Consider the following 14,867-nt stretch of genomic DNA (forward strand, 5'->3'; position numbering starts at 1 on the left):
GGCGACAGACTGAAGCTGTCTCCATGTCAGAATTGCGATATTTTGCTGACCGAACGCAAGAAACATCGTCGCGAAAAGCGGGTTTGCCGGATTGACGCATAATGTGGGCCGGCGCAAACAAAGCCAACGACGACAAAAGCAGGGGCGGGATCAGGCGGCATGTCATTCAGCCAGCAGCGCGTGGTTGCCTCGCCGACCGGTGCCGAGCTCAATCTTTTCGTCAGGCAGGCCGATGGCCGGGCACGCGCCGTCGTCCAGATCAATCACGGGCTAGCCGAGCACGCAGCGCGCTATGCCCGCTTTGCCGATTTTCTTGGCTCGCGCGGTTTCGACGTCTATGTCCACGATCATCGCGGCCACGGCGCGACCAAGGCGTCCGACGCTCCGCTCGGCAGGTTCGCCGACAGGGACGGTGCCGCCAAGGTGATCGCCGACGTCGACGTCATCCATGATCTCATCGCCCGCGAACGGCCAAACAGACCGGTCATCCTGTTTGGCCATTCGATGGGTGCGTCGGTGGCGCTGAACTACCTGTTGCGCCACTCGCCACGCGTTCACGCGGCAGCAATCTGGAACGGCAATTTCTCCCAAGGCCCGCTTGGGCAGCTTGCGCTCGGCATCCTTGCCTGGGAACGGATGCGGCTCGGCTCCGACGTGCCATCGCGCCTGTTGCCGAAACTCACCTTCCAGGCCTGGGGCAAGGCGGTGCCCAATCACCGCACGCTGTTCGACTGGCTGTCGCGCGACGAAGCGGAAGTGGCGAAATACATTGCCGATCCCTTGTGCGGCTGGGACGCTTCGGTGTCGATGTGGCGCGACGTCGTCGGTATGGCGCTGAACGGCGGCAAGGATGCCGGCTTTGCCGGTATCCGGCGCGACCTGCCCGTCAGCATCGTCGGAGGCGAGAAGGATCCGGCTTCCGACTATGGCAAAGGGATCACCCATCTTGCCGATCGCATGCGCAAGATGGGCTTTTCGAATCTGGTTTCAAAGGTTTACGCCGACACCCGCCACGAAAGCCTGAACGAGATGAATCGCGACATTATCATGGATGATTTCGCCGCCTGGGCCGACGAAGTCCTCAAAGCGTGACGGATTGGCCCATTGCAAGAGCCGTGACAGCCGTTGCAGGGCTTGATAGAGGCTCTGCTTTCGCAGCAATCGCAGTGATTGCGGCAACCACGGTGATCCATGGCTGAGCCCCCGCTGAAAGGCGTCCGCGTCGTCGAACTCGCCCGCATCCTTGCCGGGCCATGGGCCGGGCAGTTGCTTGCCGATCTCGGCGCCGATGTCATCAAGGTCGAGAGCCCTGATGGCGGCGACGACACCCGCAAATGGGGCCCGCCCTTCGTCATGGGCAAGGACGGCGAGAACCTGTCGGCCGCCTATTACCATTCCTGCAATCGCGGCAAGCGCTCCATCGCCATCGATTTCTCGACCCCGGAAGGCGCCGAGACGGTGCGCCGGCTGGTCGCCACTTCGGACGTGCTGATCGAGAACTTCAAGCTCGGCGGCCTGAAGAAATACGGCCTCGACTATGACAGCCTGCGCAAGATCAACCCGCGCCTCGTCTACTGCTCGATCACCGGTTTCGGCCAGGACGGTCCGTACGCACCGCGCGCCGGCTACGACTTCATCATCCAGGCCATGGCCGGCATGATGTCGATCACCGGCGAGGTCGGCCGCGAGCCGCAAAAGGCGGGCGTTGCCATCTCGGACATCTTCACCGGCCTTTATTCGGTCATCGCCATCCAGGCAGCACTGCGCCATGCCGAGCAGACCGGCGACGGTCAGCATGTCGACATGGCGCTTTTCGACACCCAGATCTCGGCGCTCGGCAACCAGAATTTGAACTATCTCGTCTCCGGCAAATCGCCGGTGCAGATGGGCAATGCGCATATGAACATCGCCCCCTACGAGGTGGTGCCGGTCCGGGATGGGCACATCATCCTGGCGGTGGGCAATGACGGCCAGTTCGCCAAATTCTGCGCTGCCGTCGGGCTGGACGACCTGCCTGCCAATCCCGACTTCGCCACCAATCCCGCCCGGGTCGCCAACCGGGTCAAGTTGCGCGAACGCATGGTCGAGGCGCTGAAGGTTTTTGACCGCGATCCGCTGCTGGCAAAGCTCGAAGCGGCCAGCGTGCCGGCGAGCCCGATCAACACGATCGGCCAGATGTTCGCCGACCCGCAGACGATCGCGCGCGGCATGCGGCTCGACCTGGACGACGGCCATGGCAATCTTCTGCCTTCGGTGCGCGCGCCGATGGTGATGTCGGGCACGCCGCTGGTCTATGAGCGCCCCTCGCCGCGCCTGGGCGAGCACACCCAAGAAATCCTTGCCGAACTGGAGAAGTCTGGACAATGAAGACTGGCGGACAACTCATCGTCGACGCTCTCGAAGCCAACGGCACCGACCGCATCTACTGCGTGCCCGGTGAATCCTATCTGGCGGTGCTCGACGCGCTGCACGATTCAGCGATCCGCACCATCGTCTGCCGCCAGGAAGGCGGTGCCGCCATGATGGCCGATTGCCACGGCCGCCTGACCGGCAAGCCCGGCATCTGCTTCGTCACCCGCGGCCCCGGCGCCACCAATGCCTCGGCCGGCATCCACATCGCCATGCAGGATTCGATACCCGTCATCCTATTCATCGGCCAGGTCGCCGGCCACGCCAAAGAGCGCGAGGCTTTCCAGGAGGTGGATTACAAGAGGTTCTTCGGCGACATCGCCAAATGGGTAGTCGAGATCGACGACGCCTCGCGCATCCCAGAATTCGTCACCCGCGCCTTCGCCGTGGCGACATCGGGCCGTCCCGGCCCGGTGGTGATCTCGCTGCCCGAAGACATGCTGACCAGTGTCGTCGAGGCGCCCGTCGCCTTGCCGCACACACCGGTGGAAACACGGGCCGGCGAAGCGGAACTCGATGCGCTGGAAAAGCTGCTGGCTAAGTCCAAGCGGCCTTTCGTCATCCTTGGCGGCACGCGCTGGGACGCCGAGGCGGTTGCACAAATGCGCGCGATCGCCGAGGCCTGGTCGCTGCCGGTCGGCTGTTCCTTCCGCCGCCAGATGCTGTTCGATCATCTGCATCCGAACTATGCCGGCGATGTCGGCATAGGCATCAACCCGAAGCTGGCCACGGCGATCAAGCAGGCCGACCTCGTGCTGCTGATCGGCGGCCGCATGGGCGAAATGCCCTCCTCGGACTACACGCTGCTGAAAAGCCCCTACCCCGCCCAGACAATGGTCCATGTCCATGCCGATTCCGGCGAGCTCGGCCGCGTTTACAGGCCGGCATTGGCGATCAACGCCTCGCCGTCCGCCTTCGTCGACGCTTTCGCCAAACGCAAGCCGGCCTCCGCACCCGTCTGGGCAGCCGAGACGCCAAAGCTGCATGCCGCCTATCTCGACTGGTCGACACCACCCGAAAGCGGCCCCGGCCCGGTCCAGATGGGCCCGATCATGAACTATCTCGAAAAGATGCTGCCCGACGACGCCATTCTCACCAACGGCGCAGGCAATTACGCCACCTGGGTGCATCGCTTCCATCGCTTCCGCCGCTTCGCCACTCAAGGTGCGCCGACGTCAGGCTCGATGGGCTATGGCACGCCTGCGGCAGTCGCCGCCAAAGAGCTGTTTCCAGAGCGCACCGTGGTCGCTTTCGCCGGCGACGGCTGCTTCCTGATGAACGGGCAGGAATTCGCCACTGCCGTGCAATACGACCTGCCGATCGTCGTCGTCGTCGTCAACAACGGTATCTACGGCACCATCCGCATGCATCAGGAGCGCGAATATCCCGGCCGCGTGGTGGCCACCGACCTCAAGAACCCCGATTTCGCGGCTCTCGCCCGCGCCTATGGCGGCCATGGCGAAACGGTTGAGAAGACGGCGGACTTCGCCCCGGCCTTCGAACGCGCCCGCGCCAGCGGCAAGCCGGCGATCGTCGAGATCAGGCTCGACCCCGAAGCGATCACCCCGACCCGGACGATGACCCAGATCCGCGACAAGGTTTGAGAGCCGACCGGGTCAAGTCGAGTTCCTTCACGCCCCCTCTGCCCTGCCGGGCATCTCCCCCTCAAGGGGGGAGATTTGCAGTTTCGTCGTCTCGCCCTTCTTCCAACACTGGCGATTGGCGAAACCCGAAGTACATTCGATCTCCCCCCTTGAGGGGGAGATGTCCGGCAGGACAGAGGGGGCGCTGTCCCGCCAACCTTCAACGGCCAGCTACTTCGCCTTCTCGATCTGGCCGCGGACCTCCCCATTCGGGTTCGCTTTGGTGTGGACGTTGACGTAATACTTGCCGGCCTCAAGGTCAGCCGCCTGGGCATCAGTGAGCGTCTCCGACCCTTTGATCGGGCTCTTGAGTTTTTTGAACGGGATGACAGGGTCGGCGTTTTCACCCATCGCCGCAGGGCCATGGATATGCGCGGCCGTCGCCGGTCCGCTGAGGCCGGAATATTTGACGTTCCAGTTGAGCTTCTTCTTGGTCGTGTCGAAGGTGAAAGTGGCCGTGCCCTTACCCTTCGTGGTGACGGGCGGGCTCTGCTGGCTGCCGTCTAGTGTCGCCTTGAACTTTTCCATGGCTGCCAAGGCCGGCGATGCGAACAGGAAAGCGGTCGAAATGGCCAGCGCCGACAGCGCCGGTAAGAAGGATTGGATGCGCATGAAGAACCTCCGATTGACTGTGCATGCGTCGCGGCTCCCCGGCGCGCGCATGCGCCAACGGAACGGCCTGGCGGCACAATGTATCCAACCACACGTTTTTGTGATGACGTATAGAGATCCTAGGGGCCGTCCTGTCCGGCTTCAGCGATAGCGGTCAGACCGCCGCCAGCGCCTGCGTCAGGTCGGCGATCAGATCGTCCGGATGCTCGACGCCGATCGACAGCCTGACCGTGGTCTCCAGCACGCCGATGCGCTGGCGCACCTCGAAGGGAATGCCCGAATGGGTCATGGCCGCGGGGTGACTGGCCAGCGATTCCGTTCCGCCGAGGCTCACCGCCAGCTTGAAGATCTGCAATTCGTTGAGGAAGGCGAAAGCCGCCTTCTCCCCGCCCTTGATGTCGAAGGAGAAGGTTGATCCGGCGCCGCTGCATTGCGCCCTGTAGGCGCGGCCGGCCGGCGTATTCTCGCCCAGAAACGGCAGGTAGTGCACCTTGTCGACCTTGGCGTGGTCGCGCAGGAATTCGGCGATCAGGCGAGCATTGTCGTTGGCCCGCTCCATGCGGAGCGACAGCGTCTCCAGCGAGCGGCCGAGCATCCAGCAGGAATGCGGGTCGAGCTGCGTGCCGATCGCGCCGCGCAGCGCCTTGATCGGCTTGGTGATAGCCTTGCTGCCCATGGCGGCACCCGCGATCAGGTCGGAATGGCCGCCGACATATTTGGTCAGCGAATAAACCGACACGTCGGCACCATGTTCGATCGGCCGCTGGAACACCGGACCCAGCAATGTGTTGTCGCACACGATGATCGGCGTTGACCCTTGGCTCGCGCCGATCTCGTCGGCGATCTTGCGCATCAGCGCGAGGTCGACCAGGCTGTTGGTCGGGTTTGACGGCGTCTCGATCAGGATGACCGACACGCGGCCTTTCGCGACGGCCGCGTCGGCGGCCGTGCGCACCGCCGACTCATCCACGCCATCCGCGAAACCGACAGCACCGATGCCAAAACCGGAGAGCGTGCGCGTCAAAAGCGTCTCCGTGCCGCCGTAGAGTGGCTGCGAATGCAGGATGACGTCGCCCGGACGGGCATAGGCGAGCAGTGTCGTGGCGATCGCCGACATGCCCGATGAAAACAGGATACAGGCATCCGTCCCCTCATAAATCGCCAGCCGGTCCTCGACGATCTCGCTGTTGGGATGATTGAAGCGCGAATAGACCAGGCCGGAGGCGGTGCCGCTCGGCGGCTCCTTCCTGCCGGATGTGTAGTCGAAGAAGTCGCGTCCCTCCTCCGCCGACTTGAACACGAAGGTCGAGGTCAGGAACACCGGCGGCTTGACGGCGCCCTCCGACAGCTGCGGATCGAAGCCATAGCTCAGCATCAGCGTCTCCGGATGGAGCTTGTGGTTGCCGATATGGGTTTTCGACGGGCGTGGCGCGGTCATGGCTTTTCCTGCCTGTTCGAGTGAAATAGTGAACGGCAATTTATGCGATCTCGTTCCGCCAGTCCTTGCTATTTTTGGGCTCACATGGCTGCATCCCCGCAACAAATTGCCTGGAGAGACCGAAAGTGCAGCAGAAGATAGCCGACGATTTCGACCTGAAAATTCTGCGTGAGCTGCGGGCCGACGCCCGCATCACCAACAACGAGCTTGCCGAGCGCATCGGCCTGTCGCCGTCGCCCTGCCTGAGGCGTGTGCGGCGGCTGGAGGAGACCGGGGTCATCAGAGGCTACACCACGCTGGTCGATCCCTCAGCCTTCGGCTGGAGCATGGTCGCCATCGCCACCATCCGGCTCAGCCGCCAGAACGAAGACGAGATCGTGATGTTCGAGGACGCGATCCGCGGCTGGGAAGAGGTGCTGGAATGCCACCTCGTCACCGGTTCGCGCGACTATGTGCTGAAAGTGGTGACGGGAAGCCTCGAACAATACGAGCGCTTCATCAAGGAAAAGATCGCGCGGCTGAAATGCGTCGCCTCGATCGAGACCAGCTTCGTCATGAACACCATAAAGGAACAGCGCCTCTGACATTTCTGCCGGAGGCGCCGCTTTCTGGATAGATGTGTTGCCGGCTAGGCTTACTTGACCGCTTTGTCGGTGATGGCGGTGGTGTAGGCGCCGGTCGGCTCCTTGGTGATGATCTTCTGGTCGAGCAGCGCCTTGGCGGTGCGCTCGTAGGTCGCCGGGTCAAGCTTGCCGTCGGCATTGTCGATCAGCTTGGCGACTTCGCTCATCATGCGCTTCTGGTGGTTCTCGTCCTGACCGCCGCCGTCCATGACGATGCCTGCGGCTTCGTCATTGTTGTCGATGGCATATTTCCAGCCCTTCATCGAGGCGCGCACGAAACGCACCATCTTGTCTTCGAAGGCCGGATCCTTGAGCTTGTCTTCGGACGCATAGAGCCCGTCCTCGAGCAGGTCGTTGCCCATGGCCGAGTAGTTGAACACGGTCAGCTGTTCCGGCTTGTAGCCGGCGTCGATCAGTTGCCAGTATTCGTTGTAGGTCATGACCGAGATGCAGTCCGCCTGCTTCTGGATCAGCGGCTGCACGTCAAAACTCTGCTTGAGCACCGTGACGCCGTCCGGGCCGCCCTCGGTCTTCAGGCCGAGCTTGTTCATCCAGGCGTAGAACGGATACTCGTTGCCGAAGAACCAGACGCCGAGCGTGTGACCTTTGAAGTCGGCTTCGGTCTTGATCGGGCCGTCCTTCGGGCAGACCAGCTCCATGCCGGCCTTCTTGAACGGCTGGGCGATGTTGACCAGCGGCACGCCCTTTTCGCGGGCAGCCAGCGCACCGCCCATCCAGTCGACGATAACGTCGGCACCACCGCCGGCGATCACCTGCTCGGGCGCGATATCGGGACCGCCCGGCTTGATGTCGACGTCGAGACCCTCGGCCTCATAGAAACCCTTGGCCTTGGCGACATAGTAGCCGGCAAACTGGGCCTGCGTGACCCATTTCAGCTGCAACGTCACCTTGTCGGCGGCCATTGCCTGGAAAGCGGCAAGCGACATCGCGCCAGCCAGAACGGGAATAATCAGTCTTTTCATTTTGTTACCCTCTGAAGTTAGTGCCCTAAACCCACCGCCCCTATCCACCACGGACAGAGGGATGCCAAAACGTGACGGCTCTTTCGACAAGAGCGACCACGCCATAAAAGACCGAACCCGCAAGTGCTGCAACTGCGATTTCGGCCCAGACCATGTCGATGTTCATCCGCCCGACCTCGGTCGAGATGCGGAAGCCCATGCCGACGACAGGCGTGCCGAAGAACTCGGCAACGATGGCGCCGATCAGCGCCAGCGTCGAATTGATCTTCAGCGCGTTGAAGATGAAGGGAGCTGCTGCCGGCAGCCGAAGCTTCAAGAGCGTCGGCCAGTAGCCCGACGCGTAGGTGCGCATCAGGTCGCGCTCCATATGGCCGGAGGCGGCCAGACCGGCGACCGTGTTCACCAGCATCGGGAAGAAGGTCATGATGATGACCACCGCCGCCTTGGACTGCCAGTCGAAGCCGAACCACATCACCATGATCGGCGCGACGCCGATGATCGGCAGCGCCGAGACCATATTGCCGATCGGCAGCAGCCCGCGCCGCAGGAACGGCACACGGTCTGCGAGCACCGCGGTGATGAAGCCGGCGCCGCTGCCCACGACATAGCCGAAGATGACCGCCTTGAAGATGGTCTGGCGGACATCGGCGCCGAGCACCGGCAGCGAACCGGCGATGCGCGCGCCGATGGCACTTGGCGGCGGCAGCAGGATGAAGGGTATGCCGGCCCCACGCGTCACCGCTTCCCAGATGATCAGGATCCAGGCGCCGAAGATGGCCGGGATGATCAGGCGCAGCGCGGTGCGAGCCCATTTGGCGAACGGACGCAATGATGACAGCACCGCCACGCAGCGCCAGCCAAGCAGCCATGCGGCGGTGAGAAGCAGGAAGTACGGCGTCCGCGCCAGGCCTTCGAAGCCGGTGATGCCGCCAATCAGCAGGCAGGCGGCCAGATGCGCGCCGATGAAAAGCACAACGGCTTCGACGATGGACGGTATTCTGGCCATCGAGATCAAAGCGGCGACAAGCAGCACGCCGAAGATCAGCCAGGTCGTCGCCACATAGGGGTATATCAACGTCCCTGCAGGCTGCGCCAGTGCATCGACTTTCGGCGCGGCGATCGGGCCGAGCGCCACTGCGATCAGGCACAGCACGATCGCCAGCACTGCCTGCCAGGAGGGTTTCAGCCAGTTCATGCCGGCCTCCCGCCCATGGCGCGGTCGACGAGGCGCCCGGCAATGCCGACCACCATGACCAGAAGGGCTGCCACCACCGAACCGGCGACCAGCGCCGACCAGATGTCGATGGACTGGCTGTAATAGGCGCCGGCGAGCAGCTTGGCGCCGATGCCGGCGACAGCGCCTGTCGGCAGTTCGCCGACAATGGCGCCGACCAGGCTTGCCGCCACCGCCACCTTCATCGAGGTGAACAGGAACGGCACGGAGGCCGGCACGCGCAACTTCCAGAAGGTCTGCGCGCGACTGGCATTGTAGGTGTGCATCAGGTCGAGATGCATGATCTCGGGCGAGCGCAGGCCCTTCACCATGCCGACAGTCACCGGGAAGAACGACAGATAGGTCGAAATCATCGCCTTCGGGACCAGCCCGCTGATGCCGATCGCCCCCAGCACGACGATGATCATCGGCGCCACAGCCAGGATGGGAATGGTCTGCGAGGCGATGATCCACGGCATCAGGCTGCGGTCGAGCGTCGCCACATGGACAATGCCGACGGCGATGATGATGCCGAGCGCCGTGCCGAAAGCGAAGCCGAGCAGCGTCGACGAAAGCGTCACCCAGGCATTGTAGACCAGGCTGCGGTTGGAGGTGATGGGCCGCAGGAAGGTGTTCTCGAAGAAATTCACCGCCACCTGGTGCGGCGCCGGCAATGTCGGCTTCGGCTGCGACAGCGTCTTGCCGATGAGTTCGCTGAACGTGGATGTTTCACCGGCGCGACGATCGAGATCGCGCTGGAACGGCGTGTTGAGGATGACGGCGAAGACATACCAGAGCGCGACCACGCCAACGAGGATGGAGGTGACGGGAACGAGCTTGTCGCGGAAGGTGTCCATCTAGCGGGCCTCAGCCGACTGGCGCCCTCCTCTCCCCAACGGGGAGAGGGTGGCCGGAGCGAAGCGGAGGTCGGGTGAGGGGGTGGAAATCTTTCCGTCAAGGCAAGCCAAGATCGTATCCAGGACCGCTCGACGTTCGGCCAAAACCTCATGATTCCAGAACCGGAGAACCGAATAACCTTGTCCGTTCAGCCAAGCTGTCCTGGAAGGGTCGGTTGGAGAATCTGCGTGCTGACTACCATCAAGTTCGACAATCAGGCTTACCTCGCGACAAACAAAATCCGCGATGAACGGTCCAAGCGGCACTTGCCTCACAAATTCGTAGCCATTGAGATGACGGTCTCTCAGTTCCCCCCAAAGCCTGTATTCAGCCTCGGTCTCGTCAACCCGCAGCTTTCGGGCGCGAGCGGTTGCCCCGACCTTTCTCTTGGTCGGATCCGTCGGCGCCGCCCCCTCACCCGACCTCCGCTTCGCTCCGGCCACCCTCTCCCCGTTGGGGAGAGGAGGGAGCCCGTCGTTTGCTCCCTCAATCGTCATAGCTGTGCCCCGCGCGCAGCCCGTCCCGCACCCGCGCTGCGATCGCCAGAAACTCCGGCGTCTCGCGGATGTCGAGCGGCCGCTCTCTCGGCAGCGTCGATTCGATGATGTCGCTGACGCGGCCCGGGCGCGGCGACATGACGACGATGCGCGTCGACAGATAGACGGCCTCCGGAATGGAGTGGGTGACGAAGCAGATGGTCTTGTTGGTGCGTCCCCACAATTCCAGCAGCTGCTCGTTGAGATGGTCGCGCACGATCTCGTCCAGCGCGCCGAACGGCTCGTCCATCAGCAGCAGGTCGGCGTCGAATGCCAGCGCACGGGCAATCGAGGCGCGCTGCTGCATGCCGCCCGAGAGCTGCCAGGGATATTTCTTCTCGAATCCAGAGAGGTTGACGAGGCCGAGCGTGCGCTTGATCCGCTCGCCTTGCTCCGCCCTGGATAGGCCCATGATCTCCAGCGGCAGCCCCACATTGCGCTCGATGGTCCGCCACGGAAACAGCGCCGCCGCCTGGAAGACATAGCCATAGGCGCGTTTCTCGCGCGCCTGCTCTGCTGTCATGCCATTGACGGAAATCGCCCCCGAGGTCGGCTTCTCCAGATCGGCGATGACGCGCAGCAGCGTGGTCTTGCCGCAGCCCGAAGGCCCGATGAAGGAGACGAACTCGCCCTTGCCGATGGTCAGATCGACATTGGACAGCGCCTGCACCGGCCCGTCATTGGTCTGGAAGGTCAGCCCGAGTTTGCTTGCCGCGACGACGGCTGGCGAATTCCCCGTCATCGGCTGCCGCCTGCCTGTTTCCGTTCCTGCGGCGGCTGGAATCCGATTGCTTTTATCGCGATGTTGTTTTCCACTTGCCCTGTCCCATTTGGCCCTGTCCCTCTGACCTTGTCCCACGCGATCGACGCCCGGAGTTTCCCCGATGTCGCCCAAACCCACTTGTCATCTTATCCGCCCTGAAAGCACTTATGAAGGCAAGCAGGGGCTGACCTATTTCGCCGGCATTGCCGCCGAGACCGTCGGTGCGTCCGGCATCTGCATGCACATGCTCACCATGCCGCCCGGCGCCCGCGCCAAGGCGCATATGCACGAGAGCCACGAGACGGCGATCTATGTGCTCTCCGGCGAAGTTCACACCTGGTATGGCGACCGGCTCGAGCATCATATCGTCGTCAAGGCCGGTGATCTCTTCTACATCCCCGCCGGCGTGCCGCATCTGCCGGCCAACCTGAGCGGCGCCCCGTCCTCTGCCGTCATTGCGCGCACCGATCCCAACGAACAGGAGAGCGTCGTCCTGCTGCCGGAACTGGATGCGCTGGTCGCCGGAAGCTGACTTCGCCGGGCTAGGCGCCCGTCGGCCAATTGCTAGAGGTTTGCGCCCGCCAGCTTCGGCAATCATCGGCACCGAGACACTTCCCCATAGACGGTGCCGTCCGCATCCGCGACCACCAGTTTCTTGGCGTTCTTGGTGCTGTGCTTGATGATGAAGGTGGCGGGCGACTTGCCCTCTTCGCCTTCGGCCTCGCACTCCGCCTTCACCACAAGCGAGCCGTCGGCCTGGACCCTATTGCCGGTGAAGGTGCAAGCGCTCGTCGCCGTGATGAAGTCGGTGTTGGTTAGAAGCAGCATGTCCTCGGCGTAGACTTCCTGGCCGTTCTTGTTGATGCAGCCGGACTTGTTGCCATAAGGTTTGGCTAGGTCGATGCTGGCCGCCGACACTTGGCTGGCCACCAGAACCAAAACTGCCGCGAAAAGAAGTCCCCCGCGCCGCACCTCAAACCCCGGTCGCCGGGATGCCGGTGCGTTCCACCTTGCGCGGCGCGGAGATTTCCTTCCACGTCGACAGCGCCCGGTTGACGGCCGCATTCGGCTCGCGGCCGACGAATTCACCATGGCCGGGCTTGGCCTTGACCTCGGACTCCTGGATCGACAGTTCGCCACGCGAGAACACGAACCGCGGCAGGCCGGTCACCTCGAAACCCTCGAAGACATTGTAGTCGATCACCGATTGCTGCTTCTTGGACGAAATTGTCTTCTTGCGCTTGGGATCCCAGACGACGATGTCGGCGTCGGCGCCCTCTACGATTGCGCCCTTCTTCGGATACATGTTGAGGATCTTGGCGATGTTGGTCGAGGTCACCGCGACGAACTCGTTCATCGTCAGCCGGCCGGTGTTGACGCCTGTGGTCCACAGCACCGGCATGCGGTCTTCAAGCCCGCCGGTGCCGTTCGGGATCTTGGTGAAATCGCCGACGCCGTTGCGCTTCTGTTTGGTGGTGAAAGCGCAATGATCGGTCGCCACCACCTGCAGCGAACCCGCCTGCAGGCCGGCCCACAGCGAGTCCTGGTGCGATTTGTTGCGGAAGGGCGGGCTCATCACGCGGCGTGCCGCATGGTCCCAGTCCTTGTCGAAATACTCGCTCTCGTCCAGCGTCAGGTGCTGGATCAGCGGCTCGCCGAACACCCGCATGCCCTTCTGGCGCGCCCGGCGGATCGCCTCGTGGCTCTGCTCGCAGGAGACATGCACGACATAGAGCGGCACGCCGGCCATGTCGGCGATCATGATGGCGCGGTTGGTCGCCTCGCCTTCCACTTCGGGCGGCCGTGAATAGGCGTGGCCCTCGGGGCCGTTGTTGCCGGCAGCCAGCAGCTTCTGCGACAGTGCCGCCACCACGTCGCCATTCTCGGCATGAACGAGCGGAAGCGCGCCGAGATCGGCGCAGCGCTGGAACGACGCATACATCTCGTCGTCGTCGACCATCAGCGCTCCCTTGTAGGCCATGAAATGCTTGAACGAGGTGATGCCCTTGTCGACGACCGTGGCCATCTCGTCGAACACCTGCTTGCCCCACCAGGTGATCGCCATGTGGAAGGAGTAATCGCACGACGCCTTCGAGGTCTTGTTGTCCCACATCTGCAAGGCTTCGAGCAGCGACTGCTGCGGCGCCGGCAGGCAGAAATCGACCACCATCGTCGTGCCGCCGGAGAGCGCCGCGCGCGTGCCGGATTCGAAATCATCGGCCGAATAGGTGCCCATGAACGGCATTTCGAGATGGGTGTGCGGGTCGATGCCGCCCGGCATGACGTAGCAGCCGGTGGCGTCGAACTCATGGTCGCCATGCAGGCCCGAACCGATGGCGACGATCTTGCCGTGCTGCATCAGCACATCGGCCTTCCAGGTGCGGTCGGCGGTGACGATGGTGCCGTTTCGGATGACTTTGGTCATTGACTGTTCCCTTGTTCTCTTCGCGCTTCTTTACGAGCGTCGTTTGGAAGGTGGATTCTAAGCTCACTCCACGATGACAGCCGTCTCCACCACCGCGTGGAACAAGACATCGGCACCCGCCGAAGCCCATTCCTTGGTGATCTCTTCGGCCTCGTTGTGGCTGAGGCCATCGACGCAAGGGCACATCACCATCGCGGTGGGCGCGACACGGTTAATCCAGCAGGCGTCGTGGCCGGCACCGGAAACGATGTTGCGATGGGAATAGCCAAGGCGGTCGGCGGCATCGCGGATCGCCTTGACGCAGCCGGCATCGAAAGTCACCGGATCGAAAGCGCCGACCTGTTCGATCTCGTAGCGGATGTCGAGTGCATCGCAGATCGTGTCGATGCCTTCGCGGATGCGGCCATCCATCGCGTCCAGCACTTCCTTTTCCGGCGAGCGGATATCGACGGTGAAGACGGTGCGCCCGGCGATGATGTTGCGCGAATTGGGATAGACCTCCATGTGGCCGACCGCGCCGACGGCATCGGGCTGGTAGTCCATGGCGATCTCGTGCACCAGTTCGATCACCCGCGCCATGCCGAGCCCGGCATTGCGGCGCTTGGGCATCGGCGTCGAGCCGGTATGGGCTTCCTTGCCGGTCAGCGTCACCTGCAGCCATTTAAGGCCCTGGCCATGGGTAACGACACCGATGTCGATATCTTCGTCCTCGAGAATCGGACCCTGTTCGATATGCAGTTCGAAGAAGGCATGGATCTTGCGGTCGCCGACCTTCTCGGGGCCTTTCCAGCCGATGCGCTCCAGTTCCTCGCCGAATTTCTTGCCCTGCTTGTCGACATGCCCGTACACATCGGCCTGGTCGAGCACGCCGGCGAACACGCCGGACGCCATCATAGCCGGCGCAAAGCGCGAGCCCTCCTCGTTCGTCCAGTTGGTGACGACGATCGGATGTTTGGTCTTGATGCCGAGATCGTTGAGCGAGCGCACCACTTCAAGCCCGCCCAGTACGCCGAGCACGCCGTCATACTTGCCGCCGGTCGGCTGCGTATCGAGATGGCTGCCGACATAGACCGGCGGCAGGCTGGGATCGGTGCCTTCGCGGCGGGCAAACATCGTGCCCATTTCATCGACGCCCATTTCGAGCCCGGCCGCATCGCACCAGCGCTTGAACAGATGCCGCCCTTCGCCGTCTTCGTCGGTCACGGTCTGGCGATTGTTGCCGCCGGCAATGCCGGGGCCAATCTTCGCCATCTCCATGATGGAATCCCACAAACGGTCTGAATTGATTCGCAGATTCTCGCCGGGTGCGGCCATCTCGAGTTCCC

General features: G+C 63.1%; 15 protein-coding genes. 5 read left to right on the forward strand and 10 right to left on the reverse strand.

Annotated features, from left to right (window positions below):
- The first annotated feature begins 159 nt into the window (after nt 1-159).
- The 3 genes from LB519_RS29070 (at nt 160) to LB519_RS29080 (ending at nt 4,013) form a co-directional block, all read left to right on the forward strand.
- The gene (locus tag LB519_RS29070) at nt 160-1,092 is read left to right on the forward strand and encodes an alpha/beta fold hydrolase (protein WP_224621757.1); all 933 of its coding nucleotides are present in this window, start codon (nt 160-162) and stop codon (nt 1,090-1,092) included.
- Between the two features lie 99 nt (nt 1,093-1,191).
- Complete coding sequence (locus tag LB519_RS29075) at nt 1,192-2,367, forward strand: CaiB/BaiF CoA transferase family protein (protein WP_224621759.1); 1,176 nt, start codon at nt 1,192-1,194, stop codon at nt 2,365-2,367.
- Nucleotides 2,364-4,013 (forward strand): thiamine pyrophosphate-binding protein, encoded by a 1,650-nt coding sequence (locus LB519_RS29080; protein WP_224621760.1) that lies wholly within the window; start codon nt 2,364-2,366, stop codon nt 4,011-4,013. The genes LB519_RS29075 and LB519_RS29080 overlap by 4 nt, the downstream gene beginning before the upstream one ends.
- Before the next feature lie 210 nt (nt 4,014-4,223).
- On the opposite strand, the gene LB519_RS29085 is transcribed toward LB519_RS29080, so the two are convergent.
- Together LB519_RS29085 and LB519_RS29090 are read right to left on the reverse strand one after the other, a co-directional pair.
- Nucleotides 4,224-4,664, reverse strand: coding sequence for a CHRD domain-containing protein (locus LB519_RS29085; protein ID WP_027160661.1), 441 nt, complete (start codon nt 4,662-4,664; stop codon nt 4,224-4,226).
- 154 nt (nt 4,665-4,818) lie between these two features.
- The gene (locus LB519_RS29090) at nt 4,819-6,102 is read right to left on the reverse strand and encodes a cystathionine gamma-synthase family protein (protein WP_224621761.1); all 1,284 of its coding nucleotides are present in this window, start codon (nt 6,100-6,102) and stop codon (nt 4,819-4,821) included.
- A 125-nt stretch (nt 6,103-6,227) separates the two neighbouring features.
- Here LB519_RS29090 and LB519_RS29095 point away from each other — a divergent pair, with 125 nt between their 5' ends.
- Nucleotides 6,228-6,686 carry an Lrp/AsnC family transcriptional regulator gene (locus tag LB519_RS29095; protein ID WP_224621762.1) on the forward strand — a complete coding sequence of 153 codons (459 nt, stop codon included), beginning with the start codon at nt 6,228-6,230 and terminating at the stop codon, nt 6,684-6,686.
- A 50-nt stretch (nt 6,687-6,736) separates the two neighbouring features.
- On the opposite strand, the gene LB519_RS29100 is transcribed toward LB519_RS29095, so the two are convergent.
- Genes LB519_RS29100 through LB519_RS29120 form a run of 5 tightly spaced genes read right to left on the reverse strand, consistent with a single transcriptional unit; the run spans nt 6,737 to nt 11,096 of the window.
- Entirely contained in the window at nt 6,737-7,708 is a 972-nt protein-coding gene (locus tag LB519_RS29100; RefSeq protein WP_013530916.1) for an ABC transporter substrate-binding protein, read from the reverse strand.
- 40 nt (nt 7,709-7,748) lie between these two features.
- A complete protein-coding gene (locus LB519_RS29105) occupies nt 7,749-8,903 on the reverse strand; it encodes an ABC transporter permease (protein WP_224621763.1) in 1,155 nt (384 codons plus the stop codon).
- Nucleotides 8,900-9,778, reverse strand: a complete 879-nt coding sequence (locus LB519_RS29110; protein WP_224621764.1) for an ABC transporter permease — start codon at nt 9,776-9,778, stop codon at nt 8,900-8,902. Before LB519_RS29110 ends, LB519_RS29105 begins: the two co-directional genes overlap by 4 nt.
- Nucleotides 9,779-10,315, reverse strand: a complete 537-nt coding sequence (locus tag LB519_RS29115) for an endonuclease domain-containing protein (RefSeq protein WP_224621766.1) — start codon at nt 10,313-10,315, stop codon at nt 9,779-9,781.
- A complete protein-coding gene (locus tag LB519_RS29120; RefSeq protein WP_013530913.1) occupies nt 10,305-11,096 on the reverse strand; it encodes an ABC transporter ATP-binding protein in 792 nt (263 codons plus the stop codon). Before LB519_RS29120 ends, LB519_RS29115 begins: the two co-directional genes overlap by 11 nt.
- Nucleotides 11,097-11,238: 142 nt before the next feature.
- Here LB519_RS29120 and LB519_RS29125 point away from each other — a divergent pair, with 142 nt between their 5' ends.
- Nucleotides 11,239-11,649 carry a cupin domain-containing protein gene (locus LB519_RS29125; protein WP_013530912.1) on the forward strand — a complete coding sequence of 137 codons (411 nt, stop codon included), beginning with the start codon at nt 11,239-11,241 and terminating at the stop codon, nt 11,647-11,649.
- Between the two features lie 62 nt (nt 11,650-11,711).
- Here LB519_RS29125 and LB519_RS29130 read toward each other — a convergent pair whose 3' ends face one another.
- From LB519_RS29130 to LB519_RS29140, 3 genes are all read right to left on the reverse strand, one after another.
- Complete coding sequence (locus LB519_RS29130; RefSeq protein ID WP_224621767.1) at nt 11,712-12,047, reverse strand: hypothetical protein; 336 nt, start codon at nt 12,045-12,047, stop codon at nt 11,712-11,714.
- A 43-nt stretch (nt 12,048-12,090) separates the two neighbouring features.
- Entirely contained in the window at nt 12,091-13,542 is a 1,452-nt protein-coding gene (gene hydA / locus LB519_RS29135) for a dihydropyrimidinase (RefSeq protein ID WP_024501503.1), read from the reverse strand.
- 63 nt (nt 13,543-13,605) lie between these two features.
- Complete coding sequence (locus tag LB519_RS29140; RefSeq protein ID WP_013530909.1) at nt 13,606-14,856, reverse strand: Zn-dependent hydrolase; 1,251 nt, start codon at nt 14,854-14,856, stop codon at nt 13,606-13,608.
- Between the last annotated feature and the right edge of the window lie 11 nt (nt 14,857-14,867).

Origin of the sequence: Mesorhizobium sp. AD1-1 (genome assembly GCF_020164655.1) — a bacterium.
Lineage (GTDB): Bacteria > Pseudomonadota > Alphaproteobacteria > Rhizobiales > Rhizobiaceae > Mesorhizobium > Mesorhizobium ciceri.